At 63.5% G+C, this 20,502-nt stretch carries 16 protein-coding genes; 6 read left to right on the top strand and 10 right to left on the bottom strand.

Annotated features, from left to right (window positions below):
• Positions 1 to 58 precede the first annotated feature (58 nt).
• Positions 59 to 1,276, bottom strand: a complete 1,218-nt coding sequence (locus tag VGE08_RS22785) for a tryptophan--tRNA ligase (RefSeq protein WP_331070227.1) — start codon at positions 1,274 to 1,276, stop codon at positions 59 to 61.
• Between the two features lie 139 nt (positions 1,277 to 1,415).
• Positions 1,416 to 2,039, bottom strand: a complete 624-nt coding sequence (locus tag VGE08_RS22790; RefSeq protein ID WP_331070228.1) for an L-threonylcarbamoyladenylate synthase — start codon at positions 2,037 to 2,039, stop codon at positions 1,416 to 1,418.
• Positions 2,040 to 2,086: 47 nt separating this feature from the next.
• Here VGE08_RS22790 and VGE08_RS22795 point away from each other — a divergent pair, with 47 nt between their 5' ends.
• The 3 genes from VGE08_RS22795 to VGE08_RS22805 are packed head-to-tail and all read left to right on the top strand — an operon-like array spanning position 2,087 to position 3,794.
• The gene (locus VGE08_RS22795; protein WP_331070229.1) at positions 2,087 to 2,650 is read left to right on the top strand and encodes a septation protein A; all 564 of its coding nucleotides are present in this window, start codon (positions 2,087 to 2,089) and stop codon (positions 2,648 to 2,650) included.
• Positions 2,647 to 2,919 (top strand): BolA family protein, encoded by a 273-nt coding sequence (locus tag VGE08_RS22800; protein ID WP_331070230.1) that lies wholly within the window; start codon positions 2,647 to 2,649, stop codon positions 2,917 to 2,919. Before VGE08_RS22795 ends, VGE08_RS22800 begins: the two co-directional genes overlap by 4 nt.
• 59 nt (positions 2,920 to 2,978) lie before the next feature.
• Entirely contained in the window at positions 2,979 to 3,794 is an 816-nt protein-coding gene (locus tag VGE08_RS22805) for a peptidylprolyl isomerase (protein ID WP_331070231.1), read from the top strand.
• A 160-nt stretch (positions 3,795 to 3,954) separates the two neighbouring features.
• Here the strand turns inward: VGE08_RS22805 and ligA are convergent, their stop codons facing one another.
• Genes ligA through smc form a run of 3 tightly spaced genes read right to left on the bottom strand, consistent with a single transcriptional unit; the run spans position 3,955 to position 10,451 of the window.
• The gene (ligA, locus tag VGE08_RS22810) at positions 3,955 to 5,973 is read right to left on the bottom strand and encodes an NAD-dependent DNA ligase LigA (protein WP_331070232.1); all 2,019 of its coding nucleotides are present in this window, start codon (positions 5,971 to 5,973) and stop codon (positions 3,955 to 3,957) included.
• 5 nt (positions 5,974 to 5,978) lie between these two features.
• Entirely contained in the window at positions 5,979 to 6,935 is a 957-nt protein-coding gene (locus tag VGE08_RS22815) for a cell division protein ZipA C-terminal FtsZ-binding domain-containing protein (RefSeq protein ID WP_331070233.1), read from the bottom strand.
• A 12-nt stretch (positions 6,936 to 6,947) separates the two neighbouring features.
• On the bottom strand, positions 6,948 to 10,451 hold the full coding sequence (gene smc, locus VGE08_RS22820; RefSeq protein WP_331070234.1) for a chromosome segregation protein SMC: 3,504 nt from the start codon (positions 10,449 to 10,451) through the stop codon (positions 6,948 to 6,950).
• Positions 10,452 to 11,120: 669 nt separating this feature from the next.
• On the opposite strand from smc, the gene dksA reads away from it, so the two are divergent.
• The 3 genes from dksA to phaR are packed head-to-tail and all read left to right on the top strand — an operon-like array spanning position 11,121 to position 13,384.
• On the top strand, positions 11,121 to 11,648 hold the full coding sequence (gene dksA / locus VGE08_RS22825; RefSeq protein WP_331070235.1) for an RNA polymerase-binding protein DksA: 528 nt from the start codon (positions 11,121 to 11,123) through the stop codon (positions 11,646 to 11,648).
• Between the two features lie 34 nt (positions 11,649 to 11,682).
• Positions 11,683 to 12,699: a tRNA glutamyl-Q(34) synthetase GluQRS gene (gluQRS, locus tag VGE08_RS22830; RefSeq protein WP_331070317.1), complete on the top strand. Its 1,017-nt coding sequence runs from the start codon at positions 11,683 to 11,685 to the stop codon at positions 12,697 to 12,699.
• Position 12,700: 1 nt separating this feature from the next.
• Complete coding sequence (phaR, locus tag VGE08_RS22835) at positions 12,701 to 13,384, top strand: polyhydroxyalkanoate synthesis repressor PhaR (protein WP_331070236.1); 684 nt, start codon at positions 12,701 to 12,703, stop codon at positions 13,382 to 13,384.
• Positions 13,385 to 13,483: 99 nt separating this feature from the next.
• Here phaR and pnp read toward each other — a convergent pair whose 3' ends face one another.
• The 5 genes from pnp to infB form a co-directional block, all read right to left on the bottom strand.
• Positions 13,484 to 15,568 (bottom strand): polyribonucleotide nucleotidyltransferase, encoded by a 2,085-nt coding sequence (gene pnp, locus VGE08_RS22840; protein ID WP_349258778.1) that lies wholly within the window; start codon positions 15,566 to 15,568, stop codon positions 13,484 to 13,486.
• A gap of 221 nt (positions 15,569 to 15,789) precedes the next feature.
• On the bottom strand, positions 15,790 to 16,059 hold the full coding sequence (rpsO, locus tag VGE08_RS22845) for a 30S ribosomal protein S15 (protein ID WP_331070237.1): 270 nt from the start codon (positions 16,057 to 16,059) through the stop codon (positions 15,790 to 15,792).
• Between the two features lie 162 nt (positions 16,060 to 16,221).
• Positions 16,222 to 17,160, bottom strand: coding sequence for a tRNA pseudouridine(55) synthase TruB (gene truB / locus VGE08_RS22850; RefSeq protein ID WP_331070238.1), 939 nt, complete (start codon positions 17,158 to 17,160; stop codon positions 16,222 to 16,224).
• 14 nt (positions 17,161 to 17,174) lie between these two features.
• Positions 17,175 to 17,729: a 30S ribosome-binding factor RbfA gene (gene rbfA / locus VGE08_RS22855; RefSeq protein WP_331070239.1), complete on the bottom strand. Its 555-nt coding sequence runs from the start codon at positions 17,727 to 17,729 to the stop codon at positions 17,175 to 17,177.
• 13 nt (positions 17,730 to 17,742) lie between these two features.
• Positions 17,743 to 20,466, bottom strand: a complete 2,724-nt coding sequence (gene infB / locus VGE08_RS22860) for a translation initiation factor IF-2 (RefSeq protein WP_331070240.1) — start codon at positions 20,464 to 20,466, stop codon at positions 17,743 to 17,745.
• Between the last annotated feature and the right edge of the window lie 36 nt (positions 20,467 to 20,502).

The raw sequence follows: 20,502 nt of genomic DNA on the forward strand, positions 1-20,502 counted from the left end.
TCGTCCTGCAGCTGCGAGCCGGTGTCCTCCACCAGCTTCAGTTCGGGCTTGGACTTGCTCACCTGTAATTCATCCCCATCGCCTGGTGCACCTCGTCGAGCGTCTGACGCGCAACGTCGCGCGCCTTCTCGTTGCCCTCGGCGATGATGCCGCGGACCAGGTCGCGATTCTCTTCGAATTCCTGGGCGCGTGCGCGGATGGTTTTGATCTCGGCGATCACGGCATCTATGAGTGGTTTTTTGCAGTCCAGACAGCCGATGCCAGCGGTGCGACAGCCCTGCGCGGCCCAGGCCTGCGTCTCCGGGCTCGAATAGATTCGATGCAGATCGAACACCGGGCATTTGTCGGGATCGCCCGGATCGGTGCGGCGCTGGCGCGCGGGGTCGGTCATCATGCCGCGCAGCTTCTTCGCGACCGTATCAGGATCCTCGCGCAACCCGATGGTATTGCCGTAAGACTTGGACATCTTGCGGCCATCGAGGCCGGGCACTTTGGGCGTGGCTGTCAGCAGCACATCGGGCTCGACCAGATAGCTGCGGCCAGTGCCTTCGAGATAGCCGACCAGGCGCTCGCGATCGGCCAGCGTCAGGCGCGCCGTGCCTTCCAGCAGCGAATGCGCTTTGGCAATGGCTTCCTGATCGCCCTTTTCTTGATAAAGCCGGCGCAACTCCAGGTAGCGCGTGCTGTTGCGACTTCCCAAAGCCTTGAGTGCTTTCTCCACTTTGGCTTCGAAGTCGGCCTCGCGGCCGTAGATGTGATTGAAGCGCCGCGCAACCTCGCGAGTGACCTCGACGTGCGCGACCTGATCCTCGCCGACCGGCACGAACGCGGCCTTGTACAGCAGGATGTCTGCCGCCTGCAGCAACGGATAGCCGAGGAAGCCATAGGTCGCGAGATCCTTGTCCTTGAGCTGCTCCTGCTGATCCTTGTAGGTCGGCACGCGCTCCAGCCAGCCCAGCGGCGTCACCATCGACAGCAACAGGTGCAGCTCGGAGTGCTCGGGCACGCGCGACTGGATGAACATGGTCGCCGAGGCAGGATTGAGCCCCGCCGCCAGCCAGTCGATCAGCACCTCGTGGACATTGCTCCGGAGCTTTGACGTGTCTTCGTAACCCGTCGTCAGCGCATGGATATCGGCAATGAAAAAGTAGCACTCGTACTGGTACTGCAGCTCCACCCAGTTCTTGAGCGCACCGTGATAGTTGCCGAGATGCAGGGCGCCGGTCGGTCGCATGCCGGACAGGACGCGTCGGTTGGTTGCGGGAGTCGCGCTCAATGCTTGGCCTCGGGCCTATGAATCAAGGCGTTATCGAGTTTAGTTAATTCAGCAAATCAGCAGCTTGCAAAGCTGGCGGCATTATACGCAGCTTGACACGCACTCTTGATAGCCTCGCGCGTGGGTCGTTCACCTGGGGTCATTCGAAGGCGCTGACATCGCCCTTGCCGCGACGGACCACCACGGGCGCCGGACCGACCAGGTCGATCACGCTGCTCGGCTCCAGGCCACAGTTGCCGCTGTCGATCACCGCATCGACGAAGTGATACAGCCGCTCCTGAATCTCGCGCCCGTCGGTCATCGGATGCTCGTCGCCCGGCAGGATCAGCGTCGAGCTCATGATGGGCTCGCCCAGTTCGTCGAGGATGGCCCTGGGCACCGCGTGGTCCGGCACGCGGATGCCGATAGTCTTGCGTTTCTCATGCTGCAGGCGTCGCGGCGTTTCCTTGGTGGCCTCCAGGATGAAGGTGTACGGCCCGGGCGTGAATGCCTTGAGGGTACGGTATTGCGTGTTGCTGACGCGGGCGTAGGTGGCGATCTCGGACAGGTCGCTGCACACCAGGGTGAAGTGATGGTGCCTGTCGGTCTGCCGGATGCGCGCGATGCGCTCCATCGCCGTCTTGTCGCCAATGTGGCACCCCAGCGCATAGCACGAGTCGGTCGGGTAAACGACCACCCCGCCCTCGCGAATGATATCGACCGCCTGACGGATCAGGCGCAATTGCGGGTCGGTGGGGTGAATCTCCAGATAGCGGCTGGTCATCCCGGTATGATAGCGGGCCTGTCAACCGACTCGGGTCGACTTGCCGCATGCAGTTATTGTTCGACTTCTTTCCGATCATCGCCTTTTTCGTCACGTACAAGGTCACCGGAAACATGTTCGCGGCCACCGCCGTGATCATCGTTGCCGTGATTGCGCAGACCGCCTGGCAATGGTTGCGCCACCGCAAGGTCAGCCAGATGGCGCTGATCTCCGGGGTGCTGGTGCTGATTTTCGGCGGCCTGACCTTGTTGATCCACGACAAAGTCTTCATCCAGTGGAAGGTGACGGTGGTGAACTGGTTGTTCGCGGCGGCCTTCCTGGGCAGCCGTTTCTTCGGCGACCAGCTGCTCATCCAGCGCATGATGGGTGCGAACGTGCAGCTGGAGCGCCCGGTGTGGGAGACCTTGAACTGGGCCTGGATCGGTTTCTTCACCGCGCTCGGCGCCATCAACCTGTACATCGCCTACAACTTCTCCGAGGCGTTCTGGGTGAACTTCAAGCTGTTCGGCCTGCTGGGGCTGACCCTGGTGTTCGCGCTGGCCCAGGCGGTGTGGCTGTCCTCCAAGATGCCGCAGGAGGAGACGCCTGCCGAATCGGGGAAACCGCAATGAGCACGCGCGCCGAGCGTATCGTCAGCAAGTTGCGCCAGGCGCTGCATACCGACCAGGTCGAGCTGATCGATGACAGCCATCTGCACGCGGGGCACGCGGGCGCGCGTGACGGCAGAGGACATTTCCGTGTGCGTATCGTGTCGCCGGATTTCGCCGGCCTGCGCACTTTGCAGCGCCATCAGCTGATCTACCGCTCGCTGGGCGAGCTGATGCAAACCGACATTCACGCCCTGAGCATCACCGCGCTGACACCGGATGAGGCGCGCTGACGAATATTCAGCTTCCAGCCCCTTCCGGGTGACAGACACTCTCCATCCCAAGGATTTCCATGAAAAGCCATTTCCTCCTCGGCCTGGTGCTGCCTCTGACGCTGCTGGCCGGCTGCGGCAAAGCCGCCGATTCCGCCAATCCATCGTCCTCAGGGCCGGCGATCGCCACAGTCAATGGCAAGCCGGTCAGCCAGTCCGAGTTCGACTTGTACGTCGAGAACGTGCAGAACCAGTCGAAGCGCCCGATCTCCGCAGAGGAGAAATCGACGCTGCTGGATCAGTTCATCAGCATGCAGCTCGCGGCCGAAGCCGCCGAGAAGGAAGGCATCACCAAGGACACCAAGGTGCAGGATCAGCTGGCGCTGGCGCGCCTCAACGTGATCGTGGATTCGGGCCTGCAGCAATGGCTGGAGAAACATCCGGTCACCGACGAGGAGCTGCGTCCCGAGTACGACGCCCAGGTCGCGCAGATGCCCAAGGAGTATCACGCTCGTCACATCCTGGTGGACGATCAGGCGAAGGCCGAGGCGATCACCAAGCAGTTGCAGGCCGGCGGTGACTTCGCCAAGGCGGCGGAAAAGAGCTCCAAGGATCCGTCGGGCAAGAGCGGCGGCGATCTCGGCTGGTTCACGCTGGACACCATGGTGAAGCCCTTCGCTGACGCCGTGGCGACCCTCGAGCCGGGCCAGATGACCGCCGCGCCGGTCCAGAGCCAGTTCGGCTGGCACATCATCAAGCTCGAAGATTCCCGCGTGAGCCAGGCACCGCCGTTCGAGGAAGTGAAGGATCGCGTGAAAATGATCGTGCAGCGGAAGAAGCTGCAGAACTATCTCGATGAGTTGCGCAAGGGCGCCAAGATCGAGAAGAAGATCTAACAGCCCAGAGTTGAGAGTCTTAGAGTTTCGCTCGGTGGTTTGCGTCGGCTGTCGGGGGGAGGTCCTCCCCCGACAACCGACGCCGCTGGCGCCGTGGCGTTTGCCAGGTAATGCGGAAAACGGTTTTGTTCTCCGGTTTTCTCTTCCTTGGGAAACCTTCTTACTGTTCGCCGAGGAGTTTCAGGAACGCGGCTTCATCGAGAATCTCGATGCCTAGCTCCTGTGCTTTCGTCAGCTTGGAGCCTGCCTCCGCGCCAGCCACAACATAGCTGGTCTTCTTCGACACACTCCCCGTCACCTTGCCCCCGAGCGCGGTGATGCGATCGCCCGCTTGGTCGCGGCTCATGCTGTCCAGCGTGCCGGTCAAAACAAACGTTTTGCCTGTGAGCGGCCCTTCCGCCGCAGTGGCGCGGGGCTTCTGGGCTGGCCAGTGCACGCCGCTGTCGCGCAAGGCTTGAATCACTTCTCGATTGTGCGGCTGCTGGAAGAACGTATGCACGTGGGCGGCGACCACGGGGCCGACATCAGGCACTTCCTGGATCGCCTCGGTGGACGCTTCCTGCAGCGCCTCGATGGAGCCAAAGTGGTTCGCCAGCGCGGTGGCGGTGGCTTCGCCGACGTCTCGAATGCCGAGCGCGTAAAGGAAGCGAGCCAGCGTGGTCTTCTTGCTCTGCTCCAGCGCGTCGACCAGGTTCTTCGCCGACTTCTCGCCCAGCCGCTCCAGATCGGCGAACTGCTGCACCGTCAGTTTGTAGAGATCCGCCGGGCTCTTCACCAGGCCGGTGGTCAGCAGTTGATCGACGATTTTTTCGCCCAACCCGTCGATGTCCAGCGCACGGCGGCTGGCGAAGTGGAGTATCGCGCCCTTCAACTGCGCGGGGCAGGACAAGCTGCCGGAACAGCGCGCGACCGCCTCGCCCTCTTCACGCTCCACCGCCGAACCGCAGATCGGGCACTTCTTCGGCAGCTCGACCGGCCGCGCATCCTTCGGTCGTTTTTCCCGAACAACTTTGACGACCTCGGGAATCACATCGCCGGCACGCCGAATGACGACCGTATCGCCGATATGCACGTCCTTGCGCTGCACTTCGTCCATGTTGTGGAGCGTAGCGTTGCTCACCGTCACGCCACCAACGAAGACAGGTTCGAGTCGTGCGACGGGCGTCAGTGCGCCGGTGCGCCCCACCTGAAACTCCACATCGCGGACGATCGTGTTTTCTTCGTGCGCAGGAAACTTGTGCGCAATGGCCCAACGCGGCGCGCGAGCGACGAAGCCAAGCTCGCGCTGCTGAGCGAAGCGATTGACCTTGTAGACGACGCCGTCGATTTCGTACTCGAGCGAGTTACGCTTCTCGCCGATGTCGCGGTAATACTCGAGGCAGCCTTCCACGCCCTTCACTACTTTGACGAGCGGCGAAACTTTCAGCCCCCACTCACGCAATGCTTGCAGCACTTCGCTATGCGTGGCCGGAAGTTTCCAATTGCCGTGCTCGCCGACGGCATAGAAAAACACGTCCAGTGGCCGATTCGCCGCGAGCCGCGGGTCGAGCTGACGAATGGTGCCCGCTGCCGCATTGCGCGGATTGACGAACACCTTCTCGCCGCGCTCCAGCGCGCGCTGATTCATCGCCTTGAAACCAGCGAGTGTCATGAACACTTCGCCTCGCACGTCGAGCACATCCGGAGCCTTGCCGCGGAGGTGCATAGGCACCGCTTTGATCGTGCGGATGTTGTGAGTGACGTCCTCCCCCCTCATGCCATCGCCGCGCGTCGCCGCCCGCACCAGACGGCCGTTCTCGTAACGAAAGCTCACCGCGAGACCATCGAGCTTCGGCTCGGCAACGTACTCGATCTCCTTCACGTCCTCGAGGCGCTCGCGCACGCGGCGATCGAAGTTGATGAGATCCTCTTCGGTGAAGGCATTGTCGAGCGACAGCATGGGCGTGGTGTGCACCACTTCCTGCAGCTCGCTGACGGGCGTAGCGCCGACTCGCTGCGTCGGCGAGTCTGGCGTGATCAGGTCCGGATTGTCCGCCTCGATCTGTTTCAGCTCGTTGAGCAGGCGGTCGTACTCGGCATCGGAGATTTCCGGATCGTCGAGCACGTAATAACGATAATTGTGATACTCCAGCTGGCGGCGCAGTTCCTCTGCGCGCGCCGCGGGCGAAGGACGTGTCACTCCTGCTAACCCTCGGATTTGCTGCCCGCGCGAACGTTGGCGCCGGGTGGCCGCTCGAATTCGCGAACTTCCTGCCGCATGCGCTCGATACGATGCACGGTCAGCGGCACGCCGCGATCATCCTGCAGCACGCCGCCCAGCGACTGATGCAGGCGACGCGCGCACGCGACCAATTCATTCAATGCATGCATGCCGGGCACCGGCCCGGGCAACTGCGCAAACAGGGTAACGCCTGGATATAGCGTCTCGCCCATCTTTTCCAGATCGAAGCTGCCGGGCTCGACCATGCTGGCGACGCTGAACACGCTCTGGCCGTCGCTGTGCAGGCGATGGAAGATCTCGTACTTGCCATGAGTCAGCAGCTCTCCCTGCAACACTTCCTGCAGCTTCGAACCTTCGACACGTTGTGGCGCCAGGCTCAGGCGCAGCGAGAGAATCTTGCGAACGCTCGGCCGGCGCGGCGCCGGCGCTTCGCTGGATGACAAGGTCGGCGCTGGCGTCAACACAGCCGTCGTCTCTTCCACTGCCGGCTGAACACCCAGTTCCTCAGTCACCTCATCCACACCGAGCGTGGGTTCAACACGGCCACGTCGGAAATCCGGCAGCGGCCGCGATACGTCGCTGGTTGCGGCGGTGAAGACTTCCTTGACCTGGGGACGCGACGGCGCTTCGGCTCGCGCAAGTCGAGCTTCACTGCGTGGACTGACGGGACGCGCCGCTGTTACCTCATAGTCGACAACCGGCTCGGGCCGGCGCACCGGGACCTCGACCGGCGCTTCTTCATACGCAGGCTCGAACGAAGGCTCGTCGGAAGAAAAATCTTCCCCGTGCATCGGTGGCTCGGTCCTCGGGCGCAGCGCAACTTCCTCCGGCGCGGCAGCGCCGGACCGCCGCCCCCACAGGTAGATGCCCGCGAGCAGCACGATACCGAACCCGATCAGAATCCAACGCAACTCGCTCATGCAGATGAGTCTTTACATTGCCGCCAAACGCACCGCTTCGTCGACGTCCACCGCCACCAGTCGCGACACGCCCGGCTCGTTCATGGTCACACCGACCAGCTGCGTGGCCAGCTCCATCGTGGTCTTGTTGTGCGTGATGAAAATGAACTGCACGCGCTCGGACATTTCTTTCACCGTGTTGCAGAAGCGGCCGACGTTGGCTTCGTCCAACGGCGCGTCCACCTCGTCCAGCAGACAGAACGGCGCGGGATTGAGCTCGAAGATGGAGAACACCAGCGCCACCGCGGTCAGCGCCTTCTCGCCACCCGAGAGCTGATTGATGGTGCTGTTCCGCTTGCCCGGCGGGCGCGCCATGATCGATACGCCGGCGTTGAGGATGTCCTCGCCCGCCAGCTCCAGATACGCGTGGCCGCCACCGAACAGGCGCGGGAAGCGTTCCTTCAGGCCGGCGTTGACGCGATCGAACGTGTCCTGAAAGCGCGCACGCGTTTCCTTGTCGATCTTCTGGATCGCGGTCTCGAGCGTTTCGAGCGCTTCGGTCAGATCCTTGAACTGGCTGTCCAGATATTCCTTGCGCTGCGACTGTTCCTGATATTCCTCGATGGCCGCGAGGTTCACCGCACCCAGGCGCTCGACCTTGCCAGCGATGTCCGCCAGGATTTCTTCCCAGGCCGCGATGCTGGCCTCCGGCGGCATCTCCTGATACACGGTCGCCAGGTCGAACTGCGTGGCCGCGAATTGTTCCTGCAACGTTTCGCGACGAACCTTCAGTTCTTGCGCGGCCATGCGCAGATCATCGAGGCCCGCACGCGCCTTCTCGATGGCTTGCTCGCGATCCATGCGTTGCTGGTCCATCGTTCGCATCAGCTGTTCCGCGCCTTCCAACGCTTCACGTGCGACCGACAATTCCTGCTCGACCGAAACACGCTGCTCCAGCTTGGCTTCCAGCTCCGCTTCGAGCGCATTCAACGGATCTTCGCCGGCGGACAGCTGCTGAGTGAGCATGTCGCGACGCTGCTGATACTGCTCCAGCTGATTGCGCAGACGATCCAGGCCCGCCGAGATGGACGACAGCGCCGAGCGCCGCGATTCCACCTTGATGGCCACCTCCTGCGCACTGTCGCGATCCTGCTGGGCCTGGGAGCGCGTGGCGGCGAGTCTTTGCCGGCGTTCTTCGCGCTCCGTCTCCAGACCGCCGCGCGCGTCTTCGAACTGCCCCATCGCTTCCAGGCCTTCCTGCAAGCGGGCACGAGCTTCGGCGATCGCTTCGGACTGGTTCTGATAATCCGTGTTCAGTTCTTCGATCTCGCCGGTGATCCGGCGCATGCGCTCGGCGGTCTGTTCCATCCTGGCGCGCAACGCATTGACCTGCGAGGTCAGCTCGCTGTGCGAGCGATGCAAACGATTCACCTCGCCCTGCAACTCGTCGCGACGCTGCTCCAGCGAGCTCACGCCTTCGCGGGCTTCGGCCAGCTGCAATTGAATGGACTCGCGCTGCTCTTCCGCCGCGTTGACACGGTCGCGCAGCTCGCCCATTTCCTTTTCACGCTCGATGACGCCGGCGTGAACGTCTTTGTCACGGCTGACGCGCAACCAGTCGCGGCCGATCCAAACGCCGTCGCGCGTGATGATCGACTGACCCTCGGCCAGTGAATGCCGACGCTCCAGCGCCTCGGGCAGCGAGTCGACGGCGACGATGCCAGTCAGCAGTGCGGCGATCGCCGACGGCCCCTGCACTCGCGACAACAAGCTGCCGCTGTCGCTGCTATGAGCGCTGCTTGCGCCGGAGGAGAAGAACGTGACCGAGCCGACCTGCAGCGAATCGATGCGCTGAGCGATGTCGTCCAGGGCATCGACTGACACCGCTTCGAGATACGAGCCCAGCACCGTTTCGACAGCGCGCTCCCAGCCCGGCTCCACGGTCAGCTGCTGACCCAGGCGAGGCCGTTCGCTGAGCGAATTCGAGGCCAGCCACTCGCCGACCTTGCCCTGCGCGAGACCGAGCGCCGCCTGCTGCAAAGCCTGCAGCGACATCAATCGGCCCTGCGCTTCTTGCAGCTGCTTGCGGCTGCTGTCGTCAGCGCTCACCAGCTCGCGCTCGCGTTCACGCAATCGCTGCAACTCTTCGGTCGTCTCGCGCAACTGCGTGGCGGCGGTCTCGCCTTGGACGGCAGCGTCGTCCTGCTGAGCCTGCAACATGCCAATGCGCTCTTCGGCGTCGCCCATGTCGAGGCCGCTCAACTCGGTGGTCAGGCGCTCACGTTGCGACTGCAATCGAGCGAGCTGGTGTTCCAATTGCTCGATACGCGCGCGCTCGACCTGCGTCTTTTCGCTGGCGGCCCGCGAGTCGCGATTGAACTCTTCCCAGCGCTCCTGCCACTCCTGCATCGCCTCTTCGGCTTGCGCCAGCGCTTCGGCCGATGCGCGCTCGCGCTCACGCGCGGCTTCCAGCCCGGGCTCCAGTTCTTCCAGCTCGGTGCGCAGCTGATCGATCTGTGTCTGATCGCGCGTCAGATGCATCTGCGCTTCGGCGGCGCCCTCTTCGGCCTGCTCCAGATCCTGGCGCTGACGCTGACGCATCTCGCGCGTGTGCTGAATCTGCTGTTCGGTGCGCGAGATCTCGGAGCCGATCTGGTAGTAGCGGCCCTGCACGGCATTCAACGCTTCGGACTTCTCGGTGAAATCCTCTCGCGAGGTTTCGATCGAGGATTCGATGGCGCGCAGCTCGGCGATCAACGCCTGCATGGCGGTGTCGCGCTCGCGCAGGATGCCTTCCTTGGATTCGGAGTCGTGCTCGATCCCCTTCAGGCGCAGCGCGATCAACTCAGCGGTCAGCTTGCGCTCGTCCTGTTTCAGGGTCTGATAGCGGCGGGCGGTGGCGGCCTGGCGCTGCAGGTGGCGCAGTTGCTTCTCGACTTCCTCGCGGACGTCGTTGAGGCGCTCCAGGTTCTCCTTGGTATGGGAGATGCGGTTCTCGGTCTCGCGGCGGCGTTCCTTGTACTTGGAGATGCCGGCCGCCTCCTCGATGAAGCCACGCAGTTCCTCGGGGCGCGCTTCGATCACGCGCGAGATCATGCCTTGCTCGATGATGGCGTAGCTGCGGGAGCCCAGGCCCGTGCCCAGGAACAGCTGCGTGATGTCCTTGCGGCGGCAACGCGCGCCGTTGAGAAAGTACGCGGACGTGCCGTCGCGGGAGACGACGCGCTTGAGCGACACCTCGTTGAAGCTGGCGAACTGGCCGGCCAGCTTGCCGTCGGAATTGTCGAACACCAGCTCCACGGAGGCCGTACCCACCGGCTTGCGCGAGCTGGAGCCGTTGAACACCACGTCGGCCATGGAGTCGCCGCGCAGGTGCTTGGCGGAGATCTCACCCATTACCCAGCGCACGGCGTCGATGATGTTGGACTTGCCGCAGCCGTTCGGGCCAACCACGCCGGTCAGGTTGCCAGGGAAATTCACCGCGGTCGGGTCCACGAAAGACTTGAACCCGGCCAACTTGATCTTATTGAGTCGCATCGCGCCTCGAGTGCAAAGAGGGGTATGAAAACGGGCCGTAGTGTATGTGAAACATTCCCGCCTGTGGACGCGTTGAGATGGGCTGGGCGGGCCAGAATTCCACCGGGCAATCCCCCCGGGACGCAGCTCGCCGATAGCCCTGTACGGGCCGGATGCGGTCTGTATAATCGCGCCCCTCTTTGGCGAGCGATTGTCCGGAACTTGTTCAAGGTGTAAGTCCAACCTGTTGCCGCAGCTGTCATTGCAGCTGGGGCGGAGGCAAAGTAGATGGCCGCAAAAAGACCGTCAGCGAAAGCGACGAAGGCCAAGCAACCGGTTGTCAAGAAATCCCAGGCAGTGAAAGAGAAGGAGCTGTCCACTGCCAGGAAGGCGGCGCCCGCCAGAAAAGGCCCCGCGCCAGCCCGGTCCAAGCAGGCCACCGCCGCGCCAGCGCCCCGCGCGACAGCCGCAGCGGCGGCCGGCAAGTCTTCCAACGTTCGCCAGAGTAGCGACAAGTCTGAAAAGCCCGATCGAACCGCCGCGAAACCGGCAGCTGTAGCCGCCGCGGCCAAGCCGGCCCACAAGCCGGCCAAGCCTGACCTGACAGCCGCACCGGCCGAGCCCGCCGACGAAATGTCGGAAGCCCAGCCGGCCCCAGCCACTGCCAAGCCAACGATTTCAGCGAGACCCGTGACTCCTCCTCCGATGACCAACACCCAGGATGCCGACGCGATCGGCGACAGCGAAGACAGCGACGGCCAGGACCTTTCCAGCCTCAACCTGCTGGCCGGTCCGCGCAATGTAAAACCCTACATTCCGCGGCGTGGCGAGCAGTACATGAACAAGGAGCAGCTCGAGCATTTCCGCCAGATCCTGAACACCTGGAAGCAGGATCTGATGCAGGAAGTGGATCGCACCGTGCTCCACATGAAGGACGAAGCCGCCAACTTCCCCGATCCCAACGATCGCGCCACCCAGGAATCGGAGTTCAGCCTGGAGCTGCGCACCCGGGACCGCGAGCGCAAGCTGATCCGCAAGATCGAGGAAGCCATCAAGCGCATCGAGGACGGCACCTACGGCTACTGCGTCGAGACCGGCGAGGAGATCGGCATCAAGCGGCTGGAAGCCCGCCCGGTCGCCACGCTGTGCGTGGAAGCCCAGGAGCGCCGCGAGCGTCGGGAAAAGCAGTACGGCGACCGCGACGACCGCTACAGATAGCGGATAGCGGTTAGCGGTTGGTTCAGAGGCGCAACTGCAATCGTCGGACTCTGAAGCTGGCTCGAATCCATCGTCACCTGACGATGATTCGGCGCGCACCACCCGCCAACCGCCAACCGCCAACCGCTCGTTCTACCGGGGCCGGTTCGCCCCTTCGCCGACCGGCCCCCTCCACTTCGGCTCCCTGGTCTCTGCGGTCGGGAGTTACCTCTGTGCTCGCCAGGCCGGCGGCGAATGGCTGTTGCGCATCGAAGACCTCGACACCCCGCGTGTCGTCCCCGGCAGCGCCGACCAGATCCTCCGCACCCTGGATGCCTTCGGCTTCGAGTGGACTGGTCCTGTCTTGCACCAGAGCTCACGACGCGAAGCCTATGAAGCAGCGGCACAACACCTGCTGAATACCGGCCGGGCATTCCACTGCTCCTGCACGCGCAGCGAACTACAAGCCGCGCAATCTTACGAACAGGATTTGTTTGATACCGATGAGTTGCGATATCCAGGCTGGTGTCGCAATGGCCCTCGCCACCCCGAGCGCAAGACCGCGCTTCGTTTGTTTGTGCCCCGAGGGGAAACCGCAGTATCCGATTTGGTGCAAGGACGTTTCACTGTTGATGTGTCAGTAGAAGTTGGCGACTTCGTCATACGTCGCCGGGACGGGCTGCATGCTTATCAGCTCGCCGTGGTGATAGATGATGCGTTCCAAGGGGTTTCCGCAGTGGTACGCGGCGCCGACCTGCTACACAGCACGCCTCGACAAATGATCCTGCAAAGCATGTTAAATCTGCCGACGCCGATGTACGCACATTTGCCGGTAGCCACAGATATGAATGGGATCAAACTGTCGAAGTCGGCAGGCGCCGCAGCAATCGACATTGCCCGCCCCACGTATGAGTTGTGGCGGGCGCTGGAGTTTCTGCGGCAAGCGCCGCCTCACGAACTGCGTCGCTCCGGGTTGGCGACGTTGTGGGAGTGGGCAATAAAACACTGGCAACTGCAACGTGTGAACGGACTGCGTCAGGCAGCAATCCGGGCCGGCGCGAGGATGGACTAATATGAATGCGCTAGAAACAAGTGTGGCTTCTAGCTCTGAGCTGCACCGGGGAGCAGTGATGAGCGAGCCGAAGATCGACACAAAAACGGAAGGTCAGGAAAGCGGGCCCAGGGAAGATGGACACAGGGCAGATGGACACAGGGACGACAGACCCACAGACGACAGACTCCGGGCCGATGGCGACGGCCCCCGGGTGGTGAAGAAATATCCCAACCGGCGTCTGTATGACACGGTCGAGAGCCGCTACATCACCCTCGCCGACATTCGCCGCCTGGTGATGGACAAGATCGACTTCGTCGTGATCGACAAGAAATCACAGGAGGACATCACCCGCTCGATTCTGTTGCAGGTGATCGCCGAGCGGGAGCACGCCGGCGAGCCGCTGATGAGCCAGGACTTCCTGTCGCAGGTGATCCGCTCGTATGGCGGCGCCATGCAATGCCTGGTCGGCAGCTATCTGGAGCAGAGCCTGAAGCTGTTGACCAGCCAACAGCAGCAGATGCGGGATCAGATGAATGGCGTGTTCGGCAGTGACGCCTACGACAATATCGCCACGCTGACGCAACGGAATCTAGAACGCTGGCGCTCGGTGCAGGACGATATCTTCAAGGTGATGAGCGGTGCGGCCTCGGCTGCCCGCAAGGACCCGCGGGCGGAAGACACGGAAGCCAGCTCGCACGTCTGATCGAAGAGCCAGATCGACGCATCGGGCAAGTACCAGTCTTTCGGCCGGGGGTGGTGGCCACCTCCCCCGGTCCGATTCATGCGGGCGGATCGACTTCGATCAGGCTTCGACGTTACGCATGCTGAGGCGCACGCGGCCCTGACGGTCGACTTCGAGCACCTTCACGCGCACCACGTCGCCTTCCTTCAGCTTGTCGCTGACGCGCTCGACGCGCTCTTCGGAAATCTGCGAGATGTGCACCAGGCCGTCCTTGCCCGGCAGGATGGTCACGAACGCGCCGAAGTCCATCAGACGCGCGACGCGGCCTTCGTAGATACGGCCCACCTCGACTTCCGCCGTGATCAACTCGATGCGACGCTGGGCTTCGCGGCCCGACACGCCGTCGACCGACGCGATCTTCACGGTACCGTCGTTCTCGATGTCGATGGTGGTGCCGGTTTCTTCGGTGATGGCGCGAATGACCGCACCGCCCTTGCCGATGACTTCGCGGATCTTCTCCGGATCGATCTTGATGGTGATGATGGACGGCGCCCACTCCGACATCTGCGGACGAGCCTGCGGGAGGATCTTGTCCATCTGCTCCAGGATGTGCAGCCGGCCGGCCTTAGCCTGCTCCAGCGCCGTCTGCATGATCTCCTTGGTGATGCCGTTGATCTTGATGTCCATCTGCAGCGCGGTCACGCCATCGCGCGTGCCGGCCACCTTGAAGTCCATGTCGCCCAGGTGATCTTCGTCACCGAGAATGTCGGTGAGCACCTGGAACTTGTCGCCTTCCTTCACCAGACCCATGGCCACGCCGGCCACCGACGCCTTGATCGGCACGCCCGCGTCCATCAGCGCCAGGCTCGAGCCGCACACGCTGGCCATGGAGCTGGAGCCGTTCGACTCGAGAATTTCCGAGACCACGCGAATGACGTACGGGAAGGTCGTCATGTCCGGCATCACGGCATTGATGCCGCGACGAGCCAGGTTGCCGTGGCCGATTTCGCGGCGCTTCGGCGAGCCCATCATGCCCGTCTCGCCGACGCTGAACGGCGGGAAGTTGTAATGGAACATGAAAGGCTCTTTGCGCTCGCCGGTCAGCGCATCGATGATCTGCGCATCACGGCCAGTGCCGAGCGTCGTGGTGACGAGCGCCTGAGTCTCGCCGCGAGTGAACAAAGCGGAGCCGTGAGTACGCGGCAGCACGCCGGTCCTGATCGTGATCGGGCGCACGGTCTTCATGTCACGGCCGTCGATGCGAGGCTGACCGGTGATCACGCGATCACGCACGATGCGATATTCGAGGTTGGCGAACTCCTTCGCCACGTCGGTCGCGGTGAACTGCGGAGCCTCGCCGGTGGCGAGCGCCGTCAGCGCGGCGGTCTTGATCTCTTGAATGCGATTGCGACGCTGCAGCTTGTCGGTGATCTGATAAGCCTCGGTCAGCGCGCTCTTCGCATTGGCGGCCACAGCGGCCTCCAGCGCGGTGTTGACGGGCGGCGGCGCCCAATCCCACGCCGGCTTGCCAGCCTCGGCCTTGAGCTCGTTGATCGCTTTGATGGCGATCTGCATCTGCTCGTGACCGAATACCACGGCGCCGAGCATCACGTCTTCGGGCAACCGGTCGGCTTCGGACTCGACCATCAGCACCGCTTCGGCGGTGCCGGCCACCACCAGGTCCAGCTTGGAGGTCTTCAGCTGCTTGCCGGTCGGATTGAGCACGTACTGGCCGTCGATGTAGCCGACCTTGGCGGCGCCGATCGGGCCCATGAACGGCACGCCCGACAACGCCAGCGCGGCGGAGGCGCCGAGCATGGCCGGGATATCGGCATCGATTTCAGGATTCAGCGAGACCACGGTGGCGACCACCTGGATCTCGTTGAAGAAATGTTCGGGGAACAGCGGGCGGATGGGACGGTCGATCAGGCGCGAGATCAATGTTTCTTTTTCGGACGGACGGCCTTCGCGCTTGAAGAAGCCCCCGGGGATGCGGCCAGCGGCGTAGGTCTTTTCGACGTAGTTGACGGTCAGCGGAAAGAAGTCCTTGTTCGGGTCGGCCTGCTTGCGGCCCACCGCGGTGACCAGCACCACCGTGTCGCCCATCGAGACCAGGACCGCGCCGTCGGCCTGGCGGGCCATCTCTCCGGTTTCCAACGTGACTTGATGCTGACCGAAGGGGAAGGATTTTTTGATAGCGCTCACGATGGTTCCTACTGATATGAATGGCTCAGCAGCTCATCGCGCAACACGAGGGCGCAAATTGGCCGAGACACGACAAGGGATTGAAGCCGTAAAGAAAGCGAACGCAACAGCATGGGGTCGAAGACGGAGCCACGGTTCGTTACGCGAGACAGCGAGCCGGCGGAATGGATCGCGACCGGCTCGACACATGACATGGATGGTTGCGGGTCGATGCCAGGGGCTTAGCGCCGCAGGCCCAGGCTGCTGACGACGGCGGTATAGCGCTCCGGCGCAGTCGCCTTCAGGTAGTCCAGAAGCTTGCGCCGCTGGTTCACCATCTTCAACAGGCCGCGGCGGGAAGCGTGATCGCGCTTGTGCGCGGAGAAGTGCTCGCCCAGGCCGTTGATGCGGGCGGACAGCAACGCGATCTGCACCTCCGGCGAACCGGTATCGTTGGCGTTGCGGCGGTATTGGGCGACGATTCCGCCCTTCTGTTCGGTCGACAAGGACATGCTTAACCTCGGTGCGGCGGACGAATCGCCGCGTGAAGAAAATCTCCGGCTCCCACCGAGCCGTTTTGAGAGGCGCGCATTGTACCCGCGCGGCCCGGAATCTCAACCAGAATCTCAAGTAAAACCACGAATTACGCCCGTAAGGTCAGCTTTGTGGCCAGTTCAACGCCGGCCACGGCCGGCGCGCTCCACCACGGCGACGAACAGGCGCGACGGCTTGACCCGTCCACCGGGCTGGCCTTCACCCAGGCCCAGGAACCGCCCGCCCTGGCCATAGAGCCGAACTTCCCCGGTCGCAGCCGGCACTTGCCCGGAAACGGTGCGGCCCAGGAGCAGGCTTTGCTCGGCCGCCGTGTCCAGATCCACGCGGGGCAGGTCGGCAAATGCCGTATCCACCGGCAGCAGGTGGCTGTCGCGCTGCTCCGGCGTCTCGGCCGAGAGCGCTTCGAGCGTGAACATGGGCGCGTCACCGAAGGGGTCCACCGACAGGCGGCGCAATCCCTTGACGTAACCCAGCGTCCCCAGCTTCACGGCGACATCAGCCGCGAGGGTACGGATGTAGGTGCCCTTGGAGCAGTACACGTCGAATTCCAGCTGGTTGGCCGCCAGGCCCTGCTCCGTGCTGACGCGCGCGATCCGGTGGATCACGATGTCGCGGGGCGGCCGCTCGACAGACTCGCCTTTGCGCGCCAGTTCGTAGAGGCGCTTGCCCTCGAACTTCAGTGCCGAGTGCATGGGCGGGATCTGCTGTTGATTGCCCAAGAACCCGGCCAGCACGGCGTCGACACCCGTCGCTGTCAGGGCCGGCACCGGCGCCCGTTCGATGACCTCGGTTTCGCCATCGCCCGAGGGCGTCAGCTCGCCGAGCTGAACCAGCACGCGGTAGGTTTTGCCCGAGTTGAGCAGCCGGCCGCAGACCTTGGTGGCCTGTCCGAAGCACACCGGCAGGAGTCCGGAGGCGAGCGGATCGAGGCTGCCCGCATGGCCGGCCTTGAGCGCGCCATAGAGCACGCGAACCTGCTGGAGAGCGGCGTTCGAGGACACGCCGAGAGCCTTGTCGAGCAGCAGAATGCCGTCGACTTCACGATGGAAGCGCTTCACGTGGGTGTGCCGTTCTAGCGCCTTGGGGACGCTGTGTCGTCTTGGTCCGAGTCGTCTTGGTCCGAGTCGTCCTGATCCGGGTCTTCGAGGTCCGACTCGTCGTCCTGGTCGGAGTCATAGTGACCATCCTCGTCCTGGTCCGAATCGTAGTGGCCGTCCTCATCTGATTCAGCGGCGCCGTCGGACTGCGCGACCGGCTCGTCATCGACGTGCCGGGCCTGATCATCCTTCACAGCCTTGTTGATCAGCGCCGACAGCCTCGCCCCGCTCTCGATCAACTCATCCGGCACGAACCTCAGCTCCGGACTGTGCCGGATACCCAGCGAACGGCCCAGCGGGCCGCGGAGGATATCCGCGGCCTGCGTGAGGATTTGCTGTGCCAGGTGCGGGTCGGCACCCAGCACCGAGTAATAGATCTTCGCGTAGCTCAGGTCGCTGGACATGCGCACGTCGGTCAACGTGATCATGCCCAGCCGCGGGTCGCGCAGCTCGCGTCGGATCAACTCGCTCAGCGCGCGTTGAATCTGCTGGCCGACCCGCTTGGCACGGGGATAGGACTTAGTCGACATCAAACCTCGAGAATCAGGCGTCCAGCGTACGAGCGACTTCGACGCGCGAGAAGCACTCGATCTGGTCGCCCACCTGCACGTCGTTGTAGTTCTTCACGCCGATACCGCATTCGGTGCCGGCACGAACTTCATTGACGTCGTCCTTGAAGCGGCGCAGCGATTCCAGCTCGCCCTCGAAGATCACCACGTTATTACGCAGCACACGGATGGGATTGTTCCGGCGGACATAGCCGTCCACGACGATACAACCCGCCACCGTGCCGAACTTGCTGGAGCGGAACACTTCGCGCACCTCGGCGAGGCCCACGATCTGTTCCTTCACTTCCGGCGCCAGCATGCCCGTCAGCAACGCACGCATGTCATCGATGGCTTCGTAGATGATGCTGTAGTAACGAACGTCGACACCCGATTCCTTGATCAGGTTGCGAGCCGAGCTGTCCGCACGCACGTTGAAGCCGATGATGCGGGCGTTGGCCGCCATCGCCATGGTCACGTCCGACTCGGTGATGCCGCCGACGCCGCTGCCGATCACCTTGACCGCCACTTCGTCGGTGGACAGCTTGGTGAGCGAGTCGCGCAACGCTTCGGCCGAGCCCTGCACGTCCGCCTTGATGACGACATGCACGGTCGCGACCTTGCCATCGCCCATCTGCGAAAGCATGTCTTCGAGCTTCGCCGGACCCTGCTTGGCCAGCTTGGTATCGCGGAACTTGCCCTGGCGATACAACGCGACTTCGCGAGCCTTGCGTTCGCTCTCGACCACGAGCAACTCGTCGCCCGCATTGGGCGCACCCGACAAGCCGAGCACAACCACCGGCAACGACGGACCCGCTTCGGTGACCTGCGCGCCCGTCTCGTCGAACATGGCGCGAACGCGACCGAATTCGGTGCCCGCAATGATCGGATCGCCCGGCTTCAGCGTGCCACGCTTGACGAGCACGGTAGCCACGGCGCCGCGGCCCTTCTCCATGCTGGACTCGACCACGACACCGGCCGCGGGGCCCGAACGCGTCGCCTTCAAGTCCAATACTTCCGCTTGCAGCAGAATCGTGTCGAGCAACTCGTCGATGCCCTGGCCGGTGTGCGCCGACACGTTTACGAACATCGTGTCGCCACCCCAAGCCTCGGGCAGCACCTCGTAGCGGGCCAGATCGTTCTTGACCTTCTCCGGATCGGCCTCGTGCTTGTCGACCTTGGTGATCGCCACGACGATGGGCACTTCAGCCGCCTTGGCGTGCTGAATCGCTTCGATGGTCTGCGGCATGACGCTGTCGTCGGCCGCGACGACCAGCACGACCACGTCCGTCACCTGAGCGCCACGGGCACGCATCGCGGTGAACGCGGCGTGACCCGGCGTATCCAGGAACGTGATGACGCCCTTCGGCGTCTCGACGTGATACGCGCCGATGTGCTGCGTGATGCCGCCCGCTTCGCCCGCCGCCACCTTGGTGCGGCGAATGTAGTCGAGCAGCGAGGTCTTGCCATGGTCGACGTGACCCATGATGGTGACGACCGGCGGACGCGCTTCGAGCTCGTGCGAGGCATCGGTGGCCTGCAACTCGTCCTCGATCGCGCTCTCCTTGTGAAGGATGGGGTTGTGGCCCAGCTCTTCCACCACCAGCACCGCGGTGTCCTGATCGATGGGCTGGTTGATGGTGGCCATCACGCCCATGTTCATCATCACCTTGATGACTTCGTTGGCCTTCACGGCCATGCGCTGTGCCAGCTCGCCGACGGTGATCGTCTCGCCGATCTGCACGTCGCGCTTGACCGGCGCGGCCGGACGTTCGAAGCCATGCTGAGTGCCGACATTGATCTGCGTCGGACGACCGCGCGAGCGGGCGCCGGCTGCTGCCTGCTGTTTTCTCTTCTTGAACCGCGCACTGGCATCGCTCGACACGTGCAACTCGGCGCGTTGCGGACGCTCGCCGGCACCGCCACGCTTGCCGGCACGTTCCGGAGCGCGAGGCGCCGCTGCCGCCGCTTCCTGTTGCTTGCGCTCGGCTTCGGCACGAGCCGCGGCTTCGGCCATACGGCGCGCTTCGTCTTCGGCAGATTGACGGGTTTCCTGGTCCGCCATCCGTCGAATCTCGTCCTCGAGCCGCTTCTGCTCGCGAGCGACCTGCTCGCGTGCCTCGGCTTCGGCTTGCTCTTTCTGCAGGCGATCGGCTTCCTGGCGCGCCGCTTCCGCCGCAGCTTCGGCAGCCGCCTGAGCGGCCTTCTCGGCTTCGGTCTTCGCGGCATTCTGAGCCGCGGCAGCCGCAGCCTGCGCGGCCTGCTCAGCAGCAGCCTCCGCATTCTTGGCGGCGATAGCGGCGTTTTGAGCGGCAGCACGCGCCGCCGCTTCTTCAGCAGCCGCTGCGGAGGCGCGCTCAGCGGCCTGATCTTCAGCCGCAGGAGTCGTCGCCGGTCCGCGTGCCTGCTCTTCGAGCACGCTGCGATTCAGATACGTTTTCTTGCTGCGAACTTCGACATTGACCAGGCGCGCACGGCCCTGTGCCGAGGCGACTTTGATTTCGCCCTGGGACTTGCGCTTCAAGGTGATCTTGCGAGGCGCAGTGGAATCCTGCCGGCCGTGTGCACGGCGCAGGAACGTCAAGAGCTCCATCTTGGCGTCGTCGCTGATCGTGTCATTCGCGCCGGAGACTTGAATCCCGGCTTCATCGAGCTGCGTCAGCAGCCGCTCGACGGGTACTTTCAGTACCTCGGCAAATTGGCTAACCGTCACATCCGCCATATACGCCCTCCCGACCCGCTACCAATTACGACCCCG

Origin of the sequence: Steroidobacter sp., assembly GCF_036406195.1 — a bacterium.
GTDB lineage: Bacteria > Pseudomonadota > Gammaproteobacteria > Steroidobacterales > Steroidobacteraceae > Steroidobacter.

Bases quoted from the DNA above. Each gene is read 5' to 3' on its own strand.
- VGE08_RS22790 (WP_331070228.1), bottom strand. From the start codon at position 2,039: ATGACCAGCCGCTATCTGGAGATTCACCCCACCGACCCGCAATTGCGC.
- VGE08_RS22795 (WP_331070229.1), top strand. From the start codon at position 2,087: ATGCAGTTATTGTTCGACTTCTTTCCGATCATCGCCTTTTTCGTCACG.
- VGE08_RS22800 (WP_331070230.1), top strand. From the start codon at position 2,647: ATGAGCACGCGCGCCGAGCGTATCGTCAGCAAGTTGCGCCAGGCGCTG.
- VGE08_RS22805 (WP_331070231.1), top strand. From the start codon at position 2,979: ATGAAAAGCCATTTCCTCCTCGGCCTGGTGCTGCCTCTGACGCTGCTG.
- VGE08_RS22815 (WP_331070233.1), bottom strand. From the start codon at position 6,935: ATGAGCGAGTTGCGTTGGATTCTGATCGGGTTCGGTATCGTGCTGCTC.
- smc (WP_331070234.1), bottom strand. From the start codon at position 10,451: ATGCGACTCAATAAGATCAAGTTGGCCGGGTTCAAGTCTTTCGTGGAC.
- phaR (WP_331070236.1), top strand. From the start codon at position 12,701: ATGAATGCGCTAGAAACAAGTGTGGCTTCTAGCTCTGAGCTGCACCGG.
- rpsO (WP_331070237.1), bottom strand. From the start codon at position 16,059: ATGTCCTTGTCGACCGAACAGAAGGGCGGAATCGTCGCCCAATACCGC.
- rbfA (WP_331070239.1), bottom strand. From the start codon at position 17,729: ATGTCGACTAAGTCCTATCCCCGTGCCAAGCGGGTCGGCCAGCAGATT.
- infB (WP_331070240.1), bottom strand. From the start codon at position 20,466: ATGGCGGATGTGACGGTTAGCCAATTTGCCGAGGTACTGAAAGTACCC.